The organism is Bacillus sp. JJ864 (genome assembly GCF_036963045.1).
Lineage (GTDB): Bacteria > Bacillota > Bacilli > Bacillales > Bacillaceae_G > Bacillus_A > Bacillus_A pseudomycoides_C.
On sequence record NZ_JBALLY010000113.1, the window covers coordinates 1 to 21,172 of the forward strand.

A 21,172-nucleotide genomic window follows, 5' to 3' on the forward strand; every position below is an offset into this window, starting at 1 on the left:
AATAAAAAAGCTTTGGCCATTTTGGCCAAAGCTTTTTTATTTTTCTGTGTAAGTACGACGATACCAAGGAATGGATTCGCTTAACTTTTTTTCTTGTTGAAATGCCTCTTTCCCAATATACTGCTGGAGCATTTTTTTAGCAGAGGTTAAGGATAGATGAGTTTTTGGATTTCGATATGCACAATCAAGGTTGCCCAGATGTGGAAGGTTACGAAAATCGTCTTTCGTAGGAGGGATATGAAAGTAATAATTACCTGCTCGGACAAGAACGTCAGATTGTTGCTGGCTAAACCGCGGGTTTTTAGAAAAGTGTAAACCTTCTTTCGTAGCTTGTTTTTCTGCAATTAATCGTTCTAAAGCTGTTTTTTTTAACCAATATAAATATTTCGGATTTGTAGCAGATTTTGCATGTCGGTTTACACTGAAAATTGCTTCAGCAAGTTGATGAACCGAAAATTGATTATAGGAACGAGACTGGGGTTGTGAAGATTTCATCTTAGCACTCCTTTCCTGTCTACATTATCATAATTCAATAAAAGTTAGCAATTTTTCTATGCAGAAAGCTAATATAAGTATTTTCATTATTAAAGCAATGTTGTGACAAAAAACAACTATTTTGTATAATATATAAATACAAATTGAAAAAACGAGATAATGATACGAAGAAAAGGATGACGAGAGCTTTGAAAAAACAATATGGAATTATTGATATCGGATCAAACACAATGAGATTAGTTATTTATGAAAAACAAAGCGGTGGCTTTTACAAAGAAATTGAAAATACAAAGGTAGTCGCTCGATTACGGAATTATTTAGTAGATGGTTCCTTAAGCGGGGAAGGAATTCATATATTATTATATACTTTGTTGCAATTTCAAGAAAGCACGCGGTTTCACCAGTTACATAAAGTATTGTGCGTTGCAACGGCAACAGTTCGGCAAGCTAAAAATCAAAAGGAAATTAAATGTCTTGTTGAAGAGAACACTGATTTTAAGCTTCGAGTATTGTCAGAATATGAAGAAGCACGGTATGGATATATAGCTGTTACCAATTCTACCTCTTTTACAGAAGGGATTACTGTTGACATTGGAGGAGGAAGTACAGAAGTTACGTATTTTCAAAATCGAGAAATTGTAAACTATTATAGTTTTCCGTTCGGAGCGCTGTCGTTAAAACAACAATTTTTTCATAATGATACGCCAACTTCAGAAGAACTGGAAGAATTAAGAAGATATTTATGGTATCAATTTCAGTATCTTCCATGGTTTAAAGGTAAGAAATTACCGTTAATTGCAATTGGAGGTAGTGCGCGTAATATGGTGAACATTCACCAAAATCTTATTTCTTATCCAATTTCTGGATTGCATCTGTATAAGATGAAGCCAACTGACATTGAATATGTGCACGAACATTTATTAAGACTTTCCTTTACAGAATTGCAAAAGTTAGAGGGTCTTGCTAAAGATCGCGCAGATACTATTATTCCGGCAGTAGAAGTGTTTAGGATGTTAACAACGATTATAGAAGCCCCGTCCTTTGTATTAAGTAGAAAAGGATTACGCGAAGGTGTATTTTATGAAGAATTAGTTAGTTCACTTGGAATTACTTATTATCCAAATGTAGTGGAAGAAAGCTTATACTTACTTTCTTATGAATATGAGATGGATATGAGCGTTGTGATACAGCTTATAAAAAATGCGACGATGATTTGTAAAGAATTAGAAAAAAATGAGGTTGTTTCTTTTGAGAAAGAAGATTGGACTGCACTGCATAGAGCGGCAAAAGTATTTAATATTGGAAAATATATTGATGAAGAGTCAAGCAGACAGCATACGTTTTATTTATTAGCAAATAAAACGATAGATGGCATGATGCATAAAGAACGAATTAAATTAGCATTAATTGCATCTTATAAATCGAAGTTGTTGTTTAAACAATGCATCGAACCGTTTGTAGGTTGGTTTGAAAAAGACGAACAAAGAAAAATCCGATTATTAGGGGCGGTTTTACAATTTTCAGCAGCGTTAAATGTAACAAATCGCAATCTTATCGAATTCGTTCGTATTGTAAAAAGAGAAGAGGGACTTGGTTTTTATGCTTATTGTAAGCAATCAGCTTTATCTGAAAAAGTACAAGCAGAAAAGCAGAAAAAGCAAATAGAGAAAATTTTAAAAGTGAACATTGAACTGTATTTTAATGAATAATGTTAAGTTGTACGGACTTCTTTACAAAAAATTTACATTTTTCCCAGTAAAAATTTGTTAAAATAAATATAACTAAATTATATTGAGAAAGCTTTAGAGGGAAGTGTGAAGGAAATATGGAAGTGATGAAAAATAGTCTTATAAACTTGAATGATACAGCTTATTATAACAATCGTGAATTAAGCTGGCTTGCCTTTAATGAACGAGTATTACAAGAAGCACAAGATGACAGTAATCCATTATTAGAGAGATTAAAGTTTATTAGTATCTTCAGCTCAAATTTAGATGAATTTTTCATGGTACGTGTTGCAGGACTAAAAGATCAGGTGAAAGCTGGATTTAATCAACCAGAAAATAAGGCGGGACTAACACCGAAAAAACAATTAGAAAAAATTTCATCTAAGGCACATGAATTAATGCAAGTGCAGTATGATACTTATCAAAATGTGTTACTTCCTGCACTGCAGGAAGAAGGAATTGAACAGTTGTCTTTTCATGATTTAACGAAAGAACAACGAGAATTTATTGAAGAATATTTTGATGAGCAAATTTTCCCTGTGTTAACACCTGTAGCAATTGATGCATATCGACCGTTTCCTATGTTATTAAATAAAAGCTTAAATTTAGCTGCTATTTTATATGACGAAAGACAAACAGTAGAAGAAAATCGGACAAAGCTTGGCATCGTACAAGTTCCATCATTATTAGAACGTTTTATTTTTTTACCAAATGAAGATAATAAGCAAAAATTTATTTTTTTAGAAGACGTGATTAGTAACTTTACTCATAAATTATTTACTGGATACACAGTATCTTCTGTTACGCGTTTTCGAATTACGCGTAATGCAGATTTAACAATTCATGAGGAAGGCGCACGTGATTTATTGAAAGTCATTGAGAAAGAATTAAAAAAACGAAAATGGGGAGCGGCGGTTCGTTTAGAAGTAGGAACGGATAATTTAGATAAAAGAGTATTGTCTCTATTATACGAAGTGTTAGAAGTGAAAGATGAAGATGTATATATGATTGGGGGCCCGCTTGATTTAACGTGCTTATTTGCGCTTTATAAAAAGTTAGCATCTACATATGAACATCTAATCTATCCTGCATTTATTCCGCAGCCACCTCAAGATTTAGATGATGAAGAAGATATATTTGAAAAAGTGTTAGAACAAGATGTTTTATTACATCACCCATTCGAGTCGTTTCATCCTGTCATTGATTTTGTAGCAGACGCAGCTGAAGATCCAGATGTACTAGCAATTAAACAAACACTATACCGTGTAAGCGGGGATTCACCTGTTATTCAAGCTTTAAAAACAGCAGCAGAAAACGGGAAGCAAGTGACAGTACTTGTGGAATTAAAGGCTCGTTTTGATGAAGAAAATAATGTTCAGTGGGCAAAAGAATTAGAAAAAGCAGGTTGTCATGTGATTTATGGTGTTAGTCATTTGAAAACACATAGTAAAATTACGCTTGTTGTAAGGCGAAAGCATGGAAAAATTGAAAGATTTGTTCATTTAGGCACAGGGAACTATAATGATGCGACAGCGAAATTATATACTGACTTTGGGTATATTACATCGCGCAAAGATTTCGGAATTGATGCAACAAACTTTTTTAATTATTTAAGCGGATATACAATGAAACCACATTTTCACCGTATATCTGTTGCCCCGTTTGATATCCGTCAGCAATTTATTGAACTTATTGATGAAGAGATTCGTTATCATAAACAATATGAAAATGGCTATATTATAGCAAAAATGAATTCATTAACAGATAAGCCGCTTATTCAAAAATTATACGAAGCATCCCAAGCTGGTGTAAAAATTGATCTCATTGTGAGGGGAATTTGTTGTTTGCGTCCTCAAACTCCAGGTGTAAGTGATAATATTCGCGTTATTAGTGTGGTAGGTCGTTATTTAGAGCATAGTCGTATTTATTATTTTCACCATAATGGAGAGGAAAAAATATATTTATCTTCAGCTGATTGGATGACGCGTAATATGGAAAAACGTGTAGAAATTTCATTTCCTATTTTAGGATTTGATATGAAAATGCGAATTAAAGATGTTTTACAACTTATTTTGGACGATAATGTAAAAGCACGTGAACAAAATGAAGGCGGAGAGTATCGTTATGTGGTAAGGGACCGTATAGAAAATATTGAAAGTCAAGTGCAGCTCTTTCAAATGGCGTATATACACACAGAAGAGGAATAAAGTAAAACAGGAATTCTCTATAAATATAAATTGAAAAAATGATATAAAATTAGTTTCTTTTTGATGGATGGGACACATGCAAGATAGAAAGCGAGAACAGGTTATTTTTTAAACGGCATAGCAGTGATTTATATGTTGGAAAATTAAAATGGATTTATTTGCACGTAATGAAGTTAGAGATACATAGAGAAAAAGGCCTCGATTTGAGGCCTTTTTTACATAGTTGTTTCTACTTACGTTAGTAAAAATACGGTGTTGGACAAGGAGAGCCGTAGCAAGGGAACGGTGGAGGTGGATATGGTGGATAGAATGGTCTAGGCCCAAATGCCAATGCCCCGCCGATTATACCTCCTGCAAGACCAGCTAAAAAAGGGAATCCAAAAAATGGTATAAATCGTGAATTTCCAATTGGACCAATTGGAGCTGAGCGAAATGGAATTGGCTGATACTGTGGATACATGTTAAAACCTCCTTCAATGAGCTCATTGTTATCATATGGGAAAATAAGGTGGATGAGCGAGTACAAGAGAGAATGATGCAGAAAATAGGCGAAACACATTCCTATATTATGTCGATTGTAATGTGAAGAGTGTAATTTCCGGCTTTGCTAAAAATCGAAATGGTACACGCGTTGTGCCAATGCCTCGATTTACATACAATAACAATTCATATTCTTTCTTAATATGATAAAAACCTTCAATATAGTGCTTAGCAAATGTCGGAGTAATAATGGCGCCAAAGAAAGGGAATTGTACTTGTCCACCGTGACTGTGTCCAGAAAGTTGTAAATTAATAGGGAAATTTGCAATATGAGGTGCAACATCGGGTTCATGAACGAGAACAATCGTATAAAGATGATCTTGCGCTTGTTTTAAGATACCATGTATGTCGGGGTTTCCGAGCATGATATCGTCAATACCGAAAATAGAAATTTCACTTCCATCTAGTAGACGTATGCGTTTCTCAGCATTTTGTAATATTTCAAATCCGGATTGTTTCATGATGTGACCGTAGTATTCTGTTCCGTACCCACCATGATCGTGATTGCCGAAAATAGCAAATTTACCGAGCGGAGCATGAATCGTTTGTAAAATTGATGAGACAAATGGAGTACCTTCATATGTTTGATAATTGTCGATTAAATCCCCAGTAAAGAAAACGATGTCGGGTTTTTTTTTATTTATTTTTGCAACCACTTTAGAAAGTTGCTGCAGTGAGTAATAATATCCTAAATGTAAATCGCTAAATTGAACAATTTTAATGCCGTTAAACCCACGTGGAATAAGTGGAGAGTGAAGTGTATGATTCGTAAAAGAGAGAAGGGATGGCTCTATAAACTTTGCATAATAGTAACCTGCTCCAGTCGTTATACAAGTATATAATAGTGTACGAATGCCTTTTTTTATAAAATTTCTTCTTGATATTTGATTCATATTCATATGAGCGAGATGATAGAAAATAATAATAGTAGAAAGATGTGATTTGTTAGAATGAGTCGCTGCGTATCTTCTCTCCTTTCGTTAATGAGTAGTGTGTTTTATTAAAAGATATCAGAAAAATTTAAATTTATAAAGAATTCTGTCGTACAAAGTGATAAAATGAATATGTATTCATTTTAGGGAGGGGAAATTATGAAAGAAAAGGTAGTTGTAATTACAGGTGGTTCAAGTGGAATGGGAAAAGGAATGGCAACTCGTTTTGCAAAAGAAGGAGCAAGAGTTGTAATTACAGGACGTACACTAGAAAAGTTAGAAGAGACAAAGAAAGAAATTGAACAATTTGAAGGACAAGTATTACCTGTACAAATGGATGTGCGTAATATTGAGGATATAAAAGGAATGATTGAAACAATCGATAAAGAATTTGGACGCATCGATGTACTTGTAAATAATGCAGCGGGAAATTTTCTTTGTCCTGCTGAAGATTTATCGCCAAATGGTTGGAATACTGTTATTAACATCGTGTTAAATGGTACATTTTATTGCAGTCAAGCTATCGGTAAATACTGGATTGAAAAAGGGATAAAAGGAACAATTATTAATATGGTTGCAACTTATGCATGGGATGCAGGTCCTGGTGTTATTCATTCCGCAGCAGCAAAAGCGGGTGTATTAGCGATGACGAGAACACTTGCTGTTGAGTGGGGACGTAAATATGGAATTCGTGTGAATGCAATTGCTCCAGGGCCAATTGAACGTACTGGGGGAGCTGATAAGCTTTGGATATCTGAAGAAGCTGCGAAGCGCACATTACACAGCGTGCCACTTGGCAGGCTTGGTACACCAGAAGAAATTGCTGGTCTTGCTTTTTATTTATGCTCTGAAGAAGCAGCGTACATAAATGGAGCTTGTATTACAATGGATGGTGGTCAACATTTGCATCAATATCCGTTTTAAGAGAGAGGGGATTTGTGACGAATTTGTGACATTCGGAAAGAGGACCTTTACAGAAAACCGTTTATAAGGTATATTTAAGACCTCTTTTTTCTTCATAGTAGAATTGCTAATTCCCCTTAGCATTTTACCCCTCTAATCCCTTCAGGAGAACTGAAGGGATTTTTTTATTATTTTTTCTACATAACGTGTTATAATCTTGAAAAGTAAAGGGGGGGGAGCGCTATGGTAGATGCATTAGATGTGATGAGTAATTTGGATAAAGTCCTTCCTTATTATCAAGCTATTTTTAGTGCCGATGAACATACTGTAATTGGATATGAAGTAGTAGGACGTATACAAACAGAAGAAGGGATTCACAGTCTTGCTGCATTTTTTCACGATGATTCGATTCCATATGAGTTTCAACTTGAAGTTGATAATGTTATTTTAGGAAAAGCATTGGATCGGTATTTGGAAACAGATCAATCATTTTTATTATTTGTGCACCGTAATGCGCATATATTGATGAGTGATGAAAGTGAAAGTTTACTGCATTTATTATTAACGTATGAGAAGAAAGGGCTTTGTTTAAATCATATTGTATTAGAAATAACAGAACATGATTTTAAAGAAGAAATTGAACAGTTTAACCATTTGCTTATGTATTACCGTACATATGGTATTCAAGTTGCGATTAATAAAGTAGGAACAGGCACAAGTAATCTCGAACGAATTAGTATGTTAACTCCTGATATTCTAAAAGTAGATTTAACAAACTTACGTCAAACGGCGTTGTTACAATCGTACCAAGATATTTTGTATTCACTATCACTCCTGGCGAGACGCATTGGAGCAACATTATTGTATGAAGATATTGATGCATTCTATCAGTTGCAATATGCGTGGAAACATGGAGGGAGATACTACCAAGGGGATTATTTGAAAGAATCTTTGTCTAATTTTATTGATAAAGACATTTTGAAAGAGCGCCTTGGCAGTGAGTGCCATCAATTTATTCAGCGTGAAAAACGAAAATTGCAGAAGGTTTATGAACTAACAGAAACGCTTCGAGAATATGTTGGGAATGTATTAGCAAAACAGAGAAAAATAGAAGATTTTAATAAATGGCTAATGAATTTTAGTCAACAAGTGACACATTGTTGCTTTCGTATTTTTATTTGTAATGAAGACGGATTTCAAAAATCAGGAAATGTTATGAAAAAAGACGGAGAATGGGTGTTAATGCCAGAGTATTATATGAAAAATTGGAGTTGGCGTCCGTACTTTTTAGAAAACATTATGAAGCTACGCTTTGAGCAAAAGGGAAGATTGTCTGATTTATACGGAGATCTTGAAACCAGTGAATTGGTTCGGACATTTTCGTTTCCTATTGATGATGAGCATTATTTATTTATTGACTTATCTTATGAATTTTTATATGAAGAAGATGTTTTATTATAATGCACGAAATATTTCGTGCATTTTTTTGTTTGTTTTTATCATAAATTGGTAATAGTGACAACTATGATAAGAATGGTGTCTATCGTTGTAAACATTTTACGAACGAAAGCTACTCTTTCAGTGCATAATCATTGCTACAATGAATAGTAGAAGGATAAGCTCTTTTTACAAGGAGGGTGCGAAAATGAGGAAATACGGGATTTGGATTGTGCTATTTCTTTTCGTTGCATTTGTAATTGGACAAGGTGTGACAACGGTGCTTGGAAAAGAAGAAACAAAAATCGATCAAAATGAAATATTTGAAACGATTCAAAAGGGATATGAAGCGCAGTTCTCTATTCGTGATAAGCGACTATCAATGGATAAAATGTATGATACATTATCTCCTTATTTCACGGATAACTTCCTTCAAGTTTTTACGGATGAAAATAATCAGGATGTGAAACGGAGTGCTCAATATTTATTACCTACAAAAGAAGCACCGTTTACTTTTTCATCAAAAACAAAAATTGTATACAATCAAGAGCATAATTTGTTATACGTGTATGAACGGAATATAAAAACGGATGAGTATCAAATTATTACACTGCAAAAAAACGGTGATAAATGGAAATTGGCGGGGTATCATGAAAATAAACAGCTCTTATCTGAAATAAAAAAATACGAAAAAGAGTAAAATGACAGGAGTTTCACTTTATCCCTACCATTTTGGGATCCTTAAAGTATTGGGGAGAAGAATTTACCATTTGCGAATAGCGAAAAAAAGTGACGTATATACTGTCACTTTTTTTTATTGTTCTAATTCTAAAAGTTGTTGTAATTTTTCAATTTGAAATCCTGCTACAACTTCCCCGTCTACAACAACAGTTGGGGTAGAATAGGAATCATAATCATAGAGAAGACGATTGCGAGCAGCAGCGTCTTTTTTGATATTGTATTCTGTGAAAATAACATGATTATGTTTTAAAAATTCTTTTATAATTTGACATGGTGGGCAATCAGGTTGTGTGTATACATCTACTTTCTTCATATAATTCCTCCTCTTCAACTTATTTTCATTATATTCTCGTATATAAAAAACTTCAATAAAGTGAAATGTCTATCAGTGCGGGGTTTAGTGCCCATTAATGCAAGATAAAGTAAAACTTTCATAAACATGGCAAGCTTTTTATTGAACACGAATTGAATAATTCTTATTTCTCTTTTTTACAACATTGATATAAAGTTTTTCTGTTAAATGCGCAAGAAAAGCAGTAGAAGTGTAGATTTCGGCTTTTTGTATGTTTTTTCGACAAATTTTAGTTGAGTTTCTTGCTCATAAGCATTATCCTAGGGTGTGGGACATTTTTTCAGTTATGACGGATAGAATGAGTATTGCTGTAAAACCTATTCGTAGGAACATTAGAGAAAGGGGAGATTTCATGTCTCTGCTCCAAGGAATTTTAACTCGTCTTGTTAGTCTAAAAGAACAAGCTGAAAGCGGCGAAGTAGCACAACGCTATTTTGAAGTGAACGGTGAACGCAAATGTAGCGTAAAATATTTTGATAAAAGCGATATGTACGAGCTAGAAGTGTATCAACAAGGAGAAAAACCACAAGTATATCAATTCGATAATATTGATATGGTTGCAATCGAAATTTACGATATTCTTTCTTGATACATAAAAAGAAGGTGCCTCAAAAAATGAAGGCACCTTCTTTTTTTATGATGAATAAGATTCTCTCTCTGACCCTAAACTGATAACGCATTCTATAAAGTGAAGTTTTCATCAATCGGGCTCTTACGGACAGGTAGCATGGAGATAGAGGCCTGCTCATAAGCAGCGACATAAAGAGGTGAGAAAAGTGGAAAAAATGCCGATTATTGTGTGTCCAAAATGTCATAAACAGTCAGAAATTACACATGTGTTAACAGCACAATCGAATCAAAATGTTATTTTTAAATGTCCGTTTTGTACATATTCAATACGTAATATCGAAACGAGCAAAGGATAAGTAAGGCATATTTTGTTGCTTTGTCCCATACAATGAGAATACGAAAGTCTGTCTATGAGAAGGGACGTGACTGTATGGGCGGAGAATATCAATTTTACAATTTATCAGAGCGACACATGAGTTTCGAAACTGTATTCTCAAGAATTTGTCATTTTATTCAAAGTGCACCGCGCAACATGTATCGATTGTCAATTGGAACAGATTCACAAGTACATCAAAATGATACACGTTTTATTACAGCTATTCATTTGCATCGCGTTGGAAAAGGAGCTTGGGGGTGTTTATATCACCAAACTTTAAAGCGAAAGCCTCCAAGTTTACGGGAAAAAATTTATTTGGAAACGCAATTTAGTCAAGAGGTTGCTTGTTTATTTACACCTGAGCGAATACAACAACTTTGGGATATTCTTTATCCATACTGCGGAGAAGGTGCTGAATTTGTAATGGAGATTCATTTGGATATTGGAAAATATGGTTTAACGAGAGAATTTATTTCGGATATGACAAATAAGATTACCGCAATGGGATTAACACCTAAAATTAAACCCGATGCATATGCGGCGTTTAGCTATGCAAATCGGTACACGAAATAATTTTTGTACTGAATTTTCAATCTATTAAACGAAGAGAATATTTTATATAATAAATAATAAGGACGGTTTAATAAGGGGAGGAAAAAATGAGTAGAGAAATTGATTTAACAAAAGAGGAACAAAACTTATTGTTAGATGTGTTGTTTCGACAAAATTATGCGAGTGAAATACTTTCCGTTGAACTTTCTGATATTGAAAACGGGCGAAAGAAAACAGATGTATCTCATTACAAACAAATTACAAGCTTATTTGCTCGTCTGAAAAACGAAGGATATTAAGGCTGCCAGAATGGTGGTCTTTTCTTTTGTTTCTATGGTAAAATGAACTGTGATTATTTATTTTAAATAAGAAAATAAGGACAGATAATAATATGTAAACGCTGTCATAAACTGAGAATAGAAATGAAAAAGTAAAACATTACTTGAACGAATTGTTTTTTACGATTGGTTTACAATTGCTACTTGTTAGAATGAGTCAAAGTGGGGGATATCAATATGATTAGCATTCCAAAAGAAGATTTTCAGCAAGTTTTTGTAAAGGACTTAATGATTTCATCGGAAAAAGTAGCACATGTTCAAATGGGAAATAGTTTGGAGCACGCTTTACTTGTTTTAGTGAAATCTGGCTATTCAGCAATTCCAGTATTAGATCCGATGTACAAATTGCATGGATTAGTAAGTACAGCGATGATTTTGGATGGTATTTTAGGGCTAGAGCGAATTGAATTTGAAAAACTAGAGGATATGAAAGTAGAAAGTGTGATGAAGGGAGATGTTCCGCGCCTTAAGTTACAGGATTCATTTTCAAAAGCATTGGAGATGACGATTGATCATCCATTTGTATGTGTTGAGAACGAGGAAGCATATTTTGAAGGGATTTTGACGCGTCGTGCCATTTTAAAATTACTAAATAAAACAGTGAGACGATTTAATCGATAATGTTGGAAAAGGCGACTTCAACTGAAAGAAGAAGTCGCCTTTATCGTTCAGTTGTAACGAAAGAAGGGGAAAACATTGCAAATTGATGATTTTCAGATGATGGTTATTTTAGCACAAGAGTTAAATATGCGAAAGGCTTCTGAGCGCTTATTTGTATCACAACCAGCGCTTAGTCAGAGGCTTCAATCGATGGAAAAACAATGGGGGATGAAATTTTTTATTCGCTCTCAAAAAGGATTAACGATTACACCAGAAGGTGAAAAAGTAGCGAATTATGCTAAAGATATGTTGCAAAGAGAGGAAGCGATTAAGAGTGAACTAGCAACTTTTCAAATGGAAACATATGGAACTTTAAAGATTGCTGTTGCCTCTGTCATTGGGCAATATTGGTTGCCGCCAGTTTTAAAGATGTTTGTACAAAAGTATCCATTCGTAAAAATTTCTCTCTTTACAGGATGGAGTAGTGAAGTGCAAAATCACTTTTACGAAGGTGATGTTCATGTAGCGATTTTACGAGGGTCACAAGAATATAAAGGCTATAAGCAACAATTATTTGAAGATGAGTTGTATTTAGTTGATACAGAAATTAAGGATATTTCCATGTTAAAAGACACCAATAGGCCGTTCATTCAATTTAAAAGTGATTCAACATATTATGGACAAATCCAAAATTGGTGGTATGGTTTATTTTCTAATCCCCCTAAACGTACGATTGTTGTCGATCAAATTGAAACGTGTAAGCAACTTGTTTTAAATGGTATTGGTTATGCACTTTTACCCTCTACTGTTTTAAAAGAAGTAAGGGAAAAGACATATAAAACTCCAGTAAAACTGACGAGAGAAACGTGGTTATTAACAAGTGAATCGGCTAGACAATTAAAACAAGTGCAGGCGTTTTTAGATGTTATTGAAGAAATTCAATCAGGAAAATAAGATTATTTTCTTGCGAGGAGTCTTCTCGTTTGGTAGAGTAACAGTATAAATGGATTTAGGAGGCAACAAGCATGAAAATGATGGATGCAAACGAGATCATCTCGTTTATTCAAAAAAGTGAGAAGAAAACTCCTGTAAAGGTATACATAAAAGGGGATTTAAAAGAAATTACATTCCCAGAAACAGTACAAGCGTTTGTAAATAAAAAATCAGGCGTATTATTTGGGGAATGGTCTGAAATTAAGACAATCCTTGAAGAAAATAAAAAACATGTTGTAGATTATGTTGTTGAAAATGATCGTCGTAACTCTGCAATTCCAATGCTTGACTTAAAAGGCATAAAGGCACGTATTGAACCAGGTGCTATTATTCGTGACCAGGTTGAAATCGGTGATAATGCAGTTATTATGATGAACGCAACAATTAACATTGGTGCTGTAATTGGTGAAGGTTCAATGATAGATATGAATGCAGTGCTTGGTGGACGTGCAACAGTAGGTAAAAACTGTCACGTTGGAGCTGGAGCTGTACTTGCAGGCGTTATCGAGCCGCCTTCTGCAAAACCAGTTATCGTTGAAGATGATGTTGTAATTGGTGCAAACGTAGTAGTCCTAGAAGGTGTTACAGTAGGTAAAGGTGCAGTTGTTGCAGCGGGTGCAGTTGTAACAGAAGACGTACCACCATACACAGTTGTTGCAGGAACACCAGCACGTGTTATTAAAGAAATTGACGAAAAAACAAAAGCGAAAACAGAAATTAAACAAGAGCTTCGTCAACTGAACCCAGAAGAATAAAAAAGAAAGCGTAAGGGCTTGTAGGCTCTTACGCTTTTTATCAATGGTGGTGAAACGATGATGGTAAATAAATTTATTCAAATGCGGAGAGATTTACATCAAATTCCGGAGCTTGGTTTTCAAGAATGGAAAACACAGCAATATATTTTGAATTATATAAATACTCTTCCGAGTGAGTATATGGAAGTAAAGACATGGAAAACAGGTGTCATTGTAAAAGTACATGGCCGTAATCCGAAAAAAACAATTGGTTACCGTGCTGATATCGACGGACTTCCAATTACGGAAGAGACAGGATATGAATTTTCTTCATTACATGAAGGGATGATGCACGCATGCGGGCATGATATGCATACGACAATTGGCCTTGGGTTATTAACAGCTTTTGTTACAGAGCGAATTGATGATCATCTTGTTTTTATTTTTCAACCAGCTGAGGAAGGGCCGGGTGGCGCTCTTCCGTTATTACAAAGTGAAGAGTTACAAGCATGGAAACCAGATATGATTCTTGGGCTTCATATTGCACCAGAATATCCAGTAGGGGCAATTGCGACAAAAGAGGGATTACTTTTTGCGAATACATCCGAGCTATACATTGATTTGAAAGGGAAAGGTGGACATGCAGCATATCCCCATACAGCAAACGATATGATTGTTGCCGCAAGCCATCTTGTCACACAACTGCAATCTGTTATTAGTCGCAATGTCAATCCGCTAGATAGTGCAGTTATTACAATCGGGAAAATTACTGGTGGAACAGTACAAAATATTATTGCGGAAAAGGCTCGTTTAGAAGGAACGATACGTACATTATCTGTTGAATCTATGAAACGAGTAAAGGAACGGATTGAAGCAATTGTTGCTGGAATCGAAACGTCTTTTGGGTGTACAGCGCATATTGATTACGGAGCGATGTATCATCAAGTATATAACGATGAAACGTTAACGAAGGAATTCATGGAGTTTACGGACGAACATACAAATATGAATGTGATCACTTGTACAGAGGCGATGACAGGAGAAGATTTTGGATATATGCTACGTGAGATGCCAGGTTTTATGTTTTGGCTTGGTGTCGAATCTGAATATGGACTGCATCATGCGAAATTACAGCCAGATGAATCAGCAATTGAAAAAGCGATTCTATTTTTAACAACATACGTAAAATGGAAAGGGAACAGAGCGTAATGCTTGTCCCTTTTTGTATAAAAAATTTATAGTCTTTGGTGCATTTTTTTTGTAATTCTAGCACAATACTTTATAATGGTAGGTGGGGGAAAGAGTTGATAGTTAGTTGTTTTATAATTATTATTAAATGATATTGACTAAAAGCCATTTTCTCCCATATAATATAAGAGTAGACAATATATGACTAAAAATTAACGGAGGTTGGTACATATGGCAGAACGTATGGTAGCAAAACAAGCTCCACGCTTTGAGATGGATGCTGTTATGCCAAACAAAGAATTTGGTAAAGTAAGCCTTGAAGAGGTTATGAAACAAGACAAATGGACAGTGCTTTTCTTCTATCCAATGGATTTCACTTTCGTATGTCCAACAGAAATTATCGCACTTTCTGATCGTTATGATGAGTTCGAAGATTTAGATGCAGAGGTAATTGGTGTATCAACTGACACAATTCATACTCATTTAGCATGGATTAACACTGACCGTACGAAAAACGGTTTAGGTGAGTTAAAATATCCATTAGCTGCTGATACAAATCATGTAGTATCTCGTGATTATGGCGTATTACTTGAAGAAGAAGGTATCGCGCTTCGTGGTCTATTCATTATTAGCCCAGAAGGCGAATTAATGTATCAAGTTGTCCATCATAACAACATTGGACGGGAAGTTGACGAAGTACTCCGTGTTCTTCAAGCTCTTCAAACTGGCGGACTTTGCCCAGCAAACTGGAAACCAGGTCAAGAGACTTTAAACGTTTAATTTTTGAATGAGTGAACGAGGTCTAGCAAATTGTTGTTAGACCTCTCTCTACATATATAAGGGGGAAATGTTATGAAATTACGTGAACCAATGCCTTCCTTAGAAGGAGCAACGACTGTACTAAATGGAGAAGTAGTTAAGGAAGCGCTAATTGGCGATAAACCAACATTGATTCATTTTTGGTCTGTTAGCTGTCATTTATGTAAAGAAGCAATGCCGAGCATTAATGAATTCCGTGATAACTATAAAGATAAATTGAATGTAATTGCTGTGCATATGCCGCGTTCAGAAGAAGATCTGGATCTTGAAAAAGTGAAAGCAGTGGCAGAGGAGCACGGTATTGTACAGCCTATTTTGGTGGACAATAAGCATGTGATTACAGACTCTTTTGAGAATCAATATGTACCAGCATATTACGTGTTTGATAAAAACGGTGTATTGCGCCATTTCCAAGCGGGTGGTAGCGGTATGCAAATGTTAACAAAACGAGTAAACCGCGTTCTTGATGAAGCTGAAAAAGAAGCTGAATAAAGGAAAGCCTCCCTTGTAGCAGGGAGGTTTTTATTTACATTTTATATGAAAATTGTGTAAAATCAATATGGTACATAGAGAAAAAGGTAGGGGATAGTGTGCAAATCGGAAGTACTATACTATGTTTCTTTTTATATACATATGTAATTGTAGCGGCAATTTATTTTGGTGTTAGTTTCTATACATATTGCTTAGCAAAAAAAGAAAATTATACGAACACATATGAGTGGGTGAAAGAGTATTTATCACCTGTTGCCGAAATTATGAATGCATTTGCTCTATTCTTATTTGTTGGATTAATCGCTTTTTCAACGAGTTTAGTTGGAAATAAAATGACTTTATTTATCCTTGGTGCCGTTATTTTCATGTTATTAGGAATTCGAATTGGTAATATGGTATTTTGGAATAAGTCACTGGTGGAAGGCTATACTGGCATATGTATTCCAGGTTTGTTAGCTGCGATTGTTACGAATATAGAACATGAGTATTATCAGCTTCATTTTTGGTTAATTATTATTCTAACAATTGTCTCGCTCTTATACATAAGCGCGACCTTTTTAACGTATTGCGCACATAAACGAGAAGACAGGAATGCAGTATTACTCTTTCGAAAGTGGGCTTTATTTTGGAGTGTTCCAACGATGATTGTTATAGGAGCAATTGCAATTGCTGTGAACGGATATGAGCTAGTAGGCTGGCACAAGATGATGGAAATGTGGTGGGTGTTTATTGTTTCTTTTATTGGTTTTTTAGGAGCAACTCATTATTTATTTCATCAGCACCACTATCAGTTTGCGGTATTATTTGCTTTTATAAATTTACTATTTGCTTTTTTTGGACAAGAAACATTAATGTTTGTATTTCAAACATTCAGCTCGTTTGGAAATATATTTATTTTTGGTATGTTAGTCTGTATGCTCGCTTTTTATTTACAACAATTTTTTTATATTCAAAAACAAAAATAAGAGTGAAGAGGCGATCATTGCAGGATTTGTCCCATTATGCGTGCAGTAAAACAATTACTTTAAGAATGTAAGGAATCTTGAAGGGCCAAATAGCTGCAAGCTTTTCTTTCCATTATTTAGAATGAAAAAACAATGATGGAAATAAAAATATGCTACAATGATAGTTGGTCCTGATGTATAGGGTACAAAGCCTTCACATCAAGTTTTTGAAGAGTTAAAGAAGATAGGTGGGATTTAAGGAAATTCCACTGCTAAAAGTTTTACTTGATACGATTTGATATTACTGGAGGAATTTGTGTGAGCACGAAAGAAAAAGAATTTGCTGTTATTGGTCTTGGACGTTTTGGGGGTAGTATTTGCCGGGAATTAGCGCAATTAGGAATGGAAGTCATGGCGATTGATATGGATGAAGATCGTATAAATGAGTTTGCAAATATTGCATCTCATGCTGTAATTGCGGATTCTACGGATGAGATGGTATTAAAAAGTCTCGGTATTCGAAACTTTGATCATGTAGTTATTGCAATTGGGGATAATATTCAATCAAGTATTTTAACAACCCTTATCTTGAAAGAGCTAGGCGTGAAGAATATTACTGTAAAAGCACAAAATGATTATCATGAAAAAGTTCTTCGTAAAATTGGAGCTGATCAAATTGTTCACCCTGAGCGCGATATGGGAAAAAGAATTGCCAATAATATTGCCTCAAGTAGCGTTTTGGACTATTTAGAGCTTTCAGATGAACATAGTATTGTTGAGATTATTGCGAACGAAAAGATTGATGGTCATTCATTGATTGAGTTAGATATTCGTGCGAAGTTTGGATTGAACATTGTAGCAATTAAGCGTGGGAAGGAAGTTCTTGTTTCACCGCGTGCGACAGAAAATATTCAAATGGGAGATATTTTAATTGTAATTGGTCACGATAATGATGTGGACCGCTTCGAAATGTTTTTAGCGAAATGAAAAAAAGGACAATGCCAGCATAGCGGTATTGTCCTTTTTAGTTAAATTTCCATAATGATTGGTAAAATCATTGGTCGACGTTTCGTTTTTTCATATAAGAATGGAGCCAATGTATCTGTAATTTCATTTTTGATTTCAGACCACTGTGTCGTTTTACGCTCCATTACTTTTTCTAAATGAGTTGTAATTAATGTTTGTGCATCGTTAATTAAATCGCTACTTTCGCGCATGTATACGAATCCACGAGAAATGATATCTGGACCAGCTGCTACTTTGAAATCTTTCATATCGATGCTAACAACAACGATTACAAGTCCCTCTTCTGAAAGAATACGACGATCGCGAAGTACGATGTTACCGATATCACCGATGCCATTTCCGTCAATATAGACAGAACCAGACGGAATCTTTCCTGCGATTGCCGCTTCATCTTCACGAAGTGCAAGTACATCACCGTTATCAATTATAAAGCAATTTTCTTCGGGGATACCGCAATCATTTGCTAGTTTTGCATGCATACGTTGCATACGGTATTCACCGTGAATTGGCATAAAATATTTTGGTTTAATGAGACGTAACATTAGCTTCTGTTCTTCTTGTCCGCCATGTCCACTTGTATGAATATCAGTCAATGGCCCGTGAATGACTTCAGCGCCTGCACGATATAACATGTTAATAGTACGGCTTACACTTATCGTGTTTCCTGGGATTGGAGAAGAAGAAAATACTACAGTATCACCTGGAATAATTTGAATTTGACGGTGAGTACCGTTAGCGATGCGAGATAATGCAGCCATCGGTTCCCCTTGACTCCCTGTACATAAAATCACAACTTGATTTGCTGGTATGCGATTTAGTTGTGCGGGTTCAATAATTGTATCTTTCGGGCAGCGAATATAGCCAAGATTTTGTCCGATTTCCATTGCAGCTTCCATACTTCGACCAAAAACGGCAATTTTCCGATTGTTTGCTACTGCAGCTTCTACAACTTGTTGCAGCCTGTGAATATTAGAAGCAAATGTTGCGAATATAATACGGCCCTCTACTTTACGGAAAATATCCTGGATGCTGTCACCAACGCGGCGCTCAGACATCGTAAAGTGAGGGACTTCGCTATTCGTGCTATCAGATAGCAAGCAAAGGACACCTTCTTTTCCGATTTCAGCCATCTTTGTTAAGTCTGCTGGCTCACCAACTGGTGTGAAATCAAATTTGAAATCTCCTGTATGCACAACCTGTCCTTGTGGTGTCTTCACAACGATACCATATGAATCAGGAATACTATGTGTTGTGCGGAAGAAGGAGACGGATGTTTTTTTGAATTTAATTACATCGTCTTCTTTAATTTCATGCAATTGTGCTTTTCGCAGTAATCCGTGCTCTTCTAACTTATTTTTAATTAGTCCAAGCGCTAGTTTTCCACCATAAATTGGAATGTTTACTTGGCGTAATAAATAAGGAATCCCACCGATATGATCTTCGTGACCATGTGTAATAAAGAGTCCTTTAATTTTTTCTTCATTGCGTACGAGATACGTGTAGTCAGGGATGACATAATCAATCCCAAGAAGTTCGTCTTCTGGAAATTTGATTCCAGCGTCAATAATAATAATTTCATCTTGAAATTGAACAGCATATGTATTTTTGCCGATTTCACCGAGTCCGCCGAGTGCGAAAACAGCAGTTTGGTCATTTTTTAAGAATTTCATAAATTAAACGTTCTCCGCTAATTTGAAATCTGCATATTGCTTTTCATATTCAAGATGAGCACCAGTAACAGACTGGATAAACTCAATATTATATGCGAACTTGTGTAATTTTGTGCGAACTTCTCTTTCGGACTCAGCTTCTAGATATAGCACCTTAGTATTTTCACGTACAGGTACTTCTAGCGTTTTTTCTTGATAAAATACTTTAAAAATCATTAAAACAATCTCTCCTTGTCTATGTTTTAGGCTATCTTTTACCTATTATAAAGCAAACGGTTATGATTTTCATGTTTTTTCGAATAAGAGTGAAGAAAAAAGCCCGAAATGGGCATGATTTAAGCAATTGTTTTTTTACGAAGTAAATCGTTCCAATATACTTTTAATTTTTTCTTCAATTTCTTTAGCACGGTTGTTCCTTCCTTTCTTCGCTCAAAACATGCAGATAATCTTATTAGAATGCGCAAAAAGAATTAAGTTTCAAAAAATGAACTACTTGTAAGAAAATAATTCGTTCAACTTATAGTATGAGATAGAATAGAAAAGAAAATGCATATGTTGAACCGTAGTACCGTTTTTATTTCAGTATATGCATAGTTAGGCAGGGAGGTTAGGTAAGAAGCACTTTATTCATCAATATGTTATACTTTTTCAGTATTTGAAAAAATATTTAGAGTATAAAACGATACGTTTGAATTGATGAAGTAGAGAGGATTATGTAAATGAATGATAAAATTGTCTTTTTTGATATTGATGGAACATTGCTAGATCATAACAAAGAAATACCAAAGTCCACAAAAGAAGCTGTACGTTGCTTGCAAGAAAAAGGTATACATGTGGCAATTGCAACAGGACGTGCCCCATTTATGTTTGAAGATATTCGTAAAGAGCTTAACATTCATAACTATGTAAGTTTCAATGGACAGTATGTGGTGTTTGAAGATGAAGTTATATATAAAAATCCTCTACACCCTGATGCATTACATGCTTTCGCGAAATTTTCAGAGCAAGAAGGCTATCCGCTTGTGTACATGAATCATAAAGAAATGAAAGCAACAGTGACATCGCATCATTATGTAACAGAAAGCTTTGCTAGCCTTCATATGGATCATCCTGCGTTTGAACCTAGCTTTTATGAGGAACGTGACGTATATCAGACGCTTTTATTTTGCAGAGCAGGAGAAGAAGAAAAGTTTATTAACGACTATGCAAAGTTTCATTTTATTCGCTGGCATGCTTATTCTATGGACATTCTTCCAATGGGAGGATCGAAAGCGAAAGGGATTGAAAAGTTTATTGAAAAGCTTGGATTCACAGGGGAACAAGTGTATGCATTTGGAGATGGGTTAAACGATTTAGAAATGATTGAAACTGTAGGTACAGGAATTGCAATGGGAAATGGACATGAAGATTTGAAAAAGCTTGCGAATTATGTAACTAAAGATGTTTCAGAAGATGGTATACTTCATGGATTGCAGTGGGCAAGGTTGTTATAAAGTATAAATATGAGAAGCGTTTCAATAAAAAGAGTCAGTTTTC

General features: G+C 35.1%; 24 protein-coding genes. 18 read left to right on the plus strand and 6 right to left on the minus strand.

The features are described from left to right. Positions 1-36 precede the first annotated feature (36 nt). Positions 37-495, minus strand: coding sequence for a YkyB family protein (locus tag V7024_RS17195; RefSeq protein WP_335522105.1), 459 nt, complete (start codon positions 493-495; stop codon positions 37-39). 176 nt (positions 496-671) lie between these two features. Between V7024_RS17195 and V7024_RS17200 the strand changes: the two genes are divergently transcribed. After that, positions 672-2,204 carry a Ppx/GppA family phosphatase gene (locus V7024_RS17200; RefSeq protein WP_335522107.1) on the plus strand — a complete coding sequence of 511 codons (1,533 nt, stop codon included), beginning with the start codon at positions 672-674 and terminating at the stop codon, positions 2,202-2,204. 116 nt (positions 2,205-2,320) lie between these two features. After that, positions 2,321-4,429, plus strand: a complete 2,109-nt coding sequence (locus tag V7024_RS17205; RefSeq protein WP_335522109.1) for an RNA degradosome polyphosphate kinase — start codon at positions 2,321-2,323, stop codon at positions 4,427-4,429. Positions 4,430-4,667: 238 nt separating this feature from the next. On the opposite strand, the gene V7024_RS17210 is transcribed toward V7024_RS17205, so the two are convergent. Both V7024_RS17210 and V7024_RS17215 read right to left on the minus strand, forming a co-directional pair. Beyond that, complete coding sequence (locus V7024_RS17210) at positions 4,668-4,889, minus strand: hypothetical protein (RefSeq protein WP_335522111.1); 222 nt, start codon at positions 4,887-4,889, stop codon at positions 4,668-4,670. A 106-nt stretch (positions 4,890-4,995) separates the two neighbouring features. After that, positions 4,996-5,862 carry a metallophosphoesterase gene (locus tag V7024_RS17215; protein WP_335522113.1) on the minus strand — a complete coding sequence of 289 codons (867 nt, stop codon included), beginning with the start codon at positions 5,860-5,862 and terminating at the stop codon, positions 4,996-4,998. Between the two features lie 198 nt (positions 5,863-6,060). Between V7024_RS17215 and fadH the strand changes: the two genes are divergently transcribed. The 3 genes from fadH to V7024_RS17230 all read left to right on the plus strand — a co-directional run bounded on the left by fadH (position 6,061) and on the right by V7024_RS17230 (position 8,941). Further along, complete coding sequence (gene fadH, locus V7024_RS17220; protein WP_335522115.1) at positions 6,061-6,825, plus strand: 2,4-dienoyl-CoA reductase; 765 nt, start codon at positions 6,061-6,063, stop codon at positions 6,823-6,825. A gap of 222 nt (positions 6,826-7,047) precedes the next feature. Beyond that, positions 7,048-8,265: an EAL domain-containing protein gene (locus V7024_RS17225; RefSeq protein WP_335522117.1), complete on the plus strand. Its 1,218-nt coding sequence runs from the start codon at positions 7,048-7,050 to the stop codon at positions 8,263-8,265. Between the two features lie 184 nt (positions 8,266-8,449). Continuing rightward, on the plus strand, positions 8,450-8,941 hold the full coding sequence (locus tag V7024_RS17230; protein WP_335522119.1) for a DUF3993 domain-containing protein: 492 nt from the start codon (positions 8,450-8,452) through the stop codon (positions 8,939-8,941). Between the two features lie 114 nt (positions 8,942-9,055). Here the strand turns inward: V7024_RS17230 and V7024_RS17235 are convergent, their stop codons facing one another. After that, positions 9,056-9,295, minus strand: a complete 240-nt coding sequence (locus V7024_RS17235; RefSeq protein WP_335522121.1) for a glutaredoxin domain-containing protein — start codon at positions 9,293-9,295, stop codon at positions 9,056-9,058. 391 nt (positions 9,296-9,686) lie between these two features. Between V7024_RS17235 and V7024_RS17240 the strand changes: the two genes are divergently transcribed. From V7024_RS17240 to V7024_RS17295, 12 genes are all read left to right on the plus strand, one after another. Further along, on the plus strand, positions 9,687-9,923 hold the full coding sequence (locus V7024_RS17240; RefSeq protein WP_020059327.1) for a YkuJ family protein: 237 nt from the start codon (positions 9,687-9,689) through the stop codon (positions 9,921-9,923). A 187-nt stretch (positions 9,924-10,110) separates the two neighbouring features. Next, the gene (locus V7024_RS17245) at positions 10,111-10,260 is read left to right on the plus strand and encodes a hypothetical protein (protein ID WP_335522124.1); all 150 of its coding nucleotides are present in this window, start codon (positions 10,111-10,113) and stop codon (positions 10,258-10,260) included. Between the two features lie 74 nt (positions 10,261-10,334). After that, positions 10,335-10,853: a ribonuclease H-like YkuK family protein gene (locus tag V7024_RS17250; protein WP_098916348.1), complete on the plus strand. Its 519-nt coding sequence runs from the start codon at positions 10,335-10,337 to the stop codon at positions 10,851-10,853. Between the two features lie 86 nt (positions 10,854-10,939). Continuing rightward, complete coding sequence (gene abbA / locus V7024_RS17255) at positions 10,940-11,131, plus strand: antirepressor AbbA (protein WP_335522126.1); 192 nt, start codon at positions 10,940-10,942, stop codon at positions 11,129-11,131. 216 nt (positions 11,132-11,347) lie between these two features. Then, positions 11,348-11,791 (plus strand): cyclic-di-AMP-binding protein CbpB, encoded by a 444-nt coding sequence (cbpB, locus tag V7024_RS17260; RefSeq protein ID WP_335522128.1) that lies wholly within the window; start codon positions 11,348-11,350, stop codon positions 11,789-11,791. 96 nt (positions 11,792-11,887) lie between these two features. Beyond that, complete coding sequence (locus V7024_RS17265; protein WP_335522145.1) at positions 11,888-12,724, plus strand: LysR family transcriptional regulator; 837 nt, start codon at positions 11,888-11,890, stop codon at positions 12,722-12,724. 71 nt (positions 12,725-12,795) lie between these two features. Next, a complete protein-coding gene (dapD, locus tag V7024_RS17270; RefSeq protein WP_090914268.1) occupies positions 12,796-13,518 on the plus strand; it encodes a 2,3,4,5-tetrahydropyridine-2,6-dicarboxylate N-acetyltransferase in 723 nt (240 codons plus the stop codon). Positions 13,519-13,575: 57 nt separating this feature from the next. Continuing rightward, positions 13,576-14,706, plus strand: a complete 1,131-nt coding sequence (locus V7024_RS17275; RefSeq protein ID WP_335522132.1) for an N-acetyldiaminopimelate deacetylase — start codon at positions 13,576-13,578, stop codon at positions 14,704-14,706. Positions 14,707-14,916: 210 nt separating this feature from the next. Further along, entirely contained in the window at positions 14,917-15,465 is a 549-nt protein-coding gene (locus V7024_RS17280) for a peroxiredoxin (RefSeq protein WP_097894993.1), read from the plus strand. A gap of 72 nt (positions 15,466-15,537) precedes the next feature. Next, positions 15,538-15,996 (plus strand): TlpA disulfide reductase family protein, encoded by a 459-nt coding sequence (locus tag V7024_RS17285; RefSeq protein ID WP_306198239.1) that lies wholly within the window; start codon positions 15,538-15,540, stop codon positions 15,994-15,996. Between the two features lie 98 nt (positions 15,997-16,094). Beyond that, positions 16,095-16,961, plus strand: a complete 867-nt coding sequence (locus V7024_RS17290; protein WP_335522136.1) for a cytochrome C oxidase assembly protein — start codon at positions 16,095-16,097, stop codon at positions 16,959-16,961. A gap of 297 nt (positions 16,962-17,258) precedes the next feature. Next, a complete protein-coding gene (locus V7024_RS17295) occupies positions 17,259-17,927 on the plus strand; it encodes a potassium channel family protein (RefSeq protein WP_335522138.1) in 669 nt (222 codons plus the stop codon). 41 nt (positions 17,928-17,968) lie between these two features. On the opposite strand, the gene rnjA is transcribed toward V7024_RS17295, so the two are convergent. Both rnjA and V7024_RS17305 read right to left on the minus strand, forming a co-directional pair. Further along, positions 17,969-19,636, minus strand: coding sequence for a ribonuclease J1 (rnjA, locus tag V7024_RS17300; RefSeq protein ID WP_098916340.1), 1,668 nt, complete (start codon positions 19,634-19,636; stop codon positions 17,969-17,971). 3 nt (positions 19,637-19,639) lie between these two features. Beyond that, positions 19,640-19,852, minus strand: coding sequence for a DNA-dependent RNA polymerase subunit epsilon (locus V7024_RS17305; protein WP_020059314.1), 213 nt, complete (start codon positions 19,850-19,852; stop codon positions 19,640-19,642). Positions 19,853-20,355: 503 nt separating this feature from the next. Between V7024_RS17305 and V7024_RS17310 the strand changes: the two genes are divergently transcribed. Beyond that, complete coding sequence (locus tag V7024_RS17310) at positions 20,356-21,129, plus strand: Cof-type HAD-IIB family hydrolase (RefSeq protein ID WP_335522143.1); 774 nt, start codon at positions 20,356-20,358, stop codon at positions 21,127-21,129. Positions 21,130-21,172 lie beyond the last annotated feature (43 nt).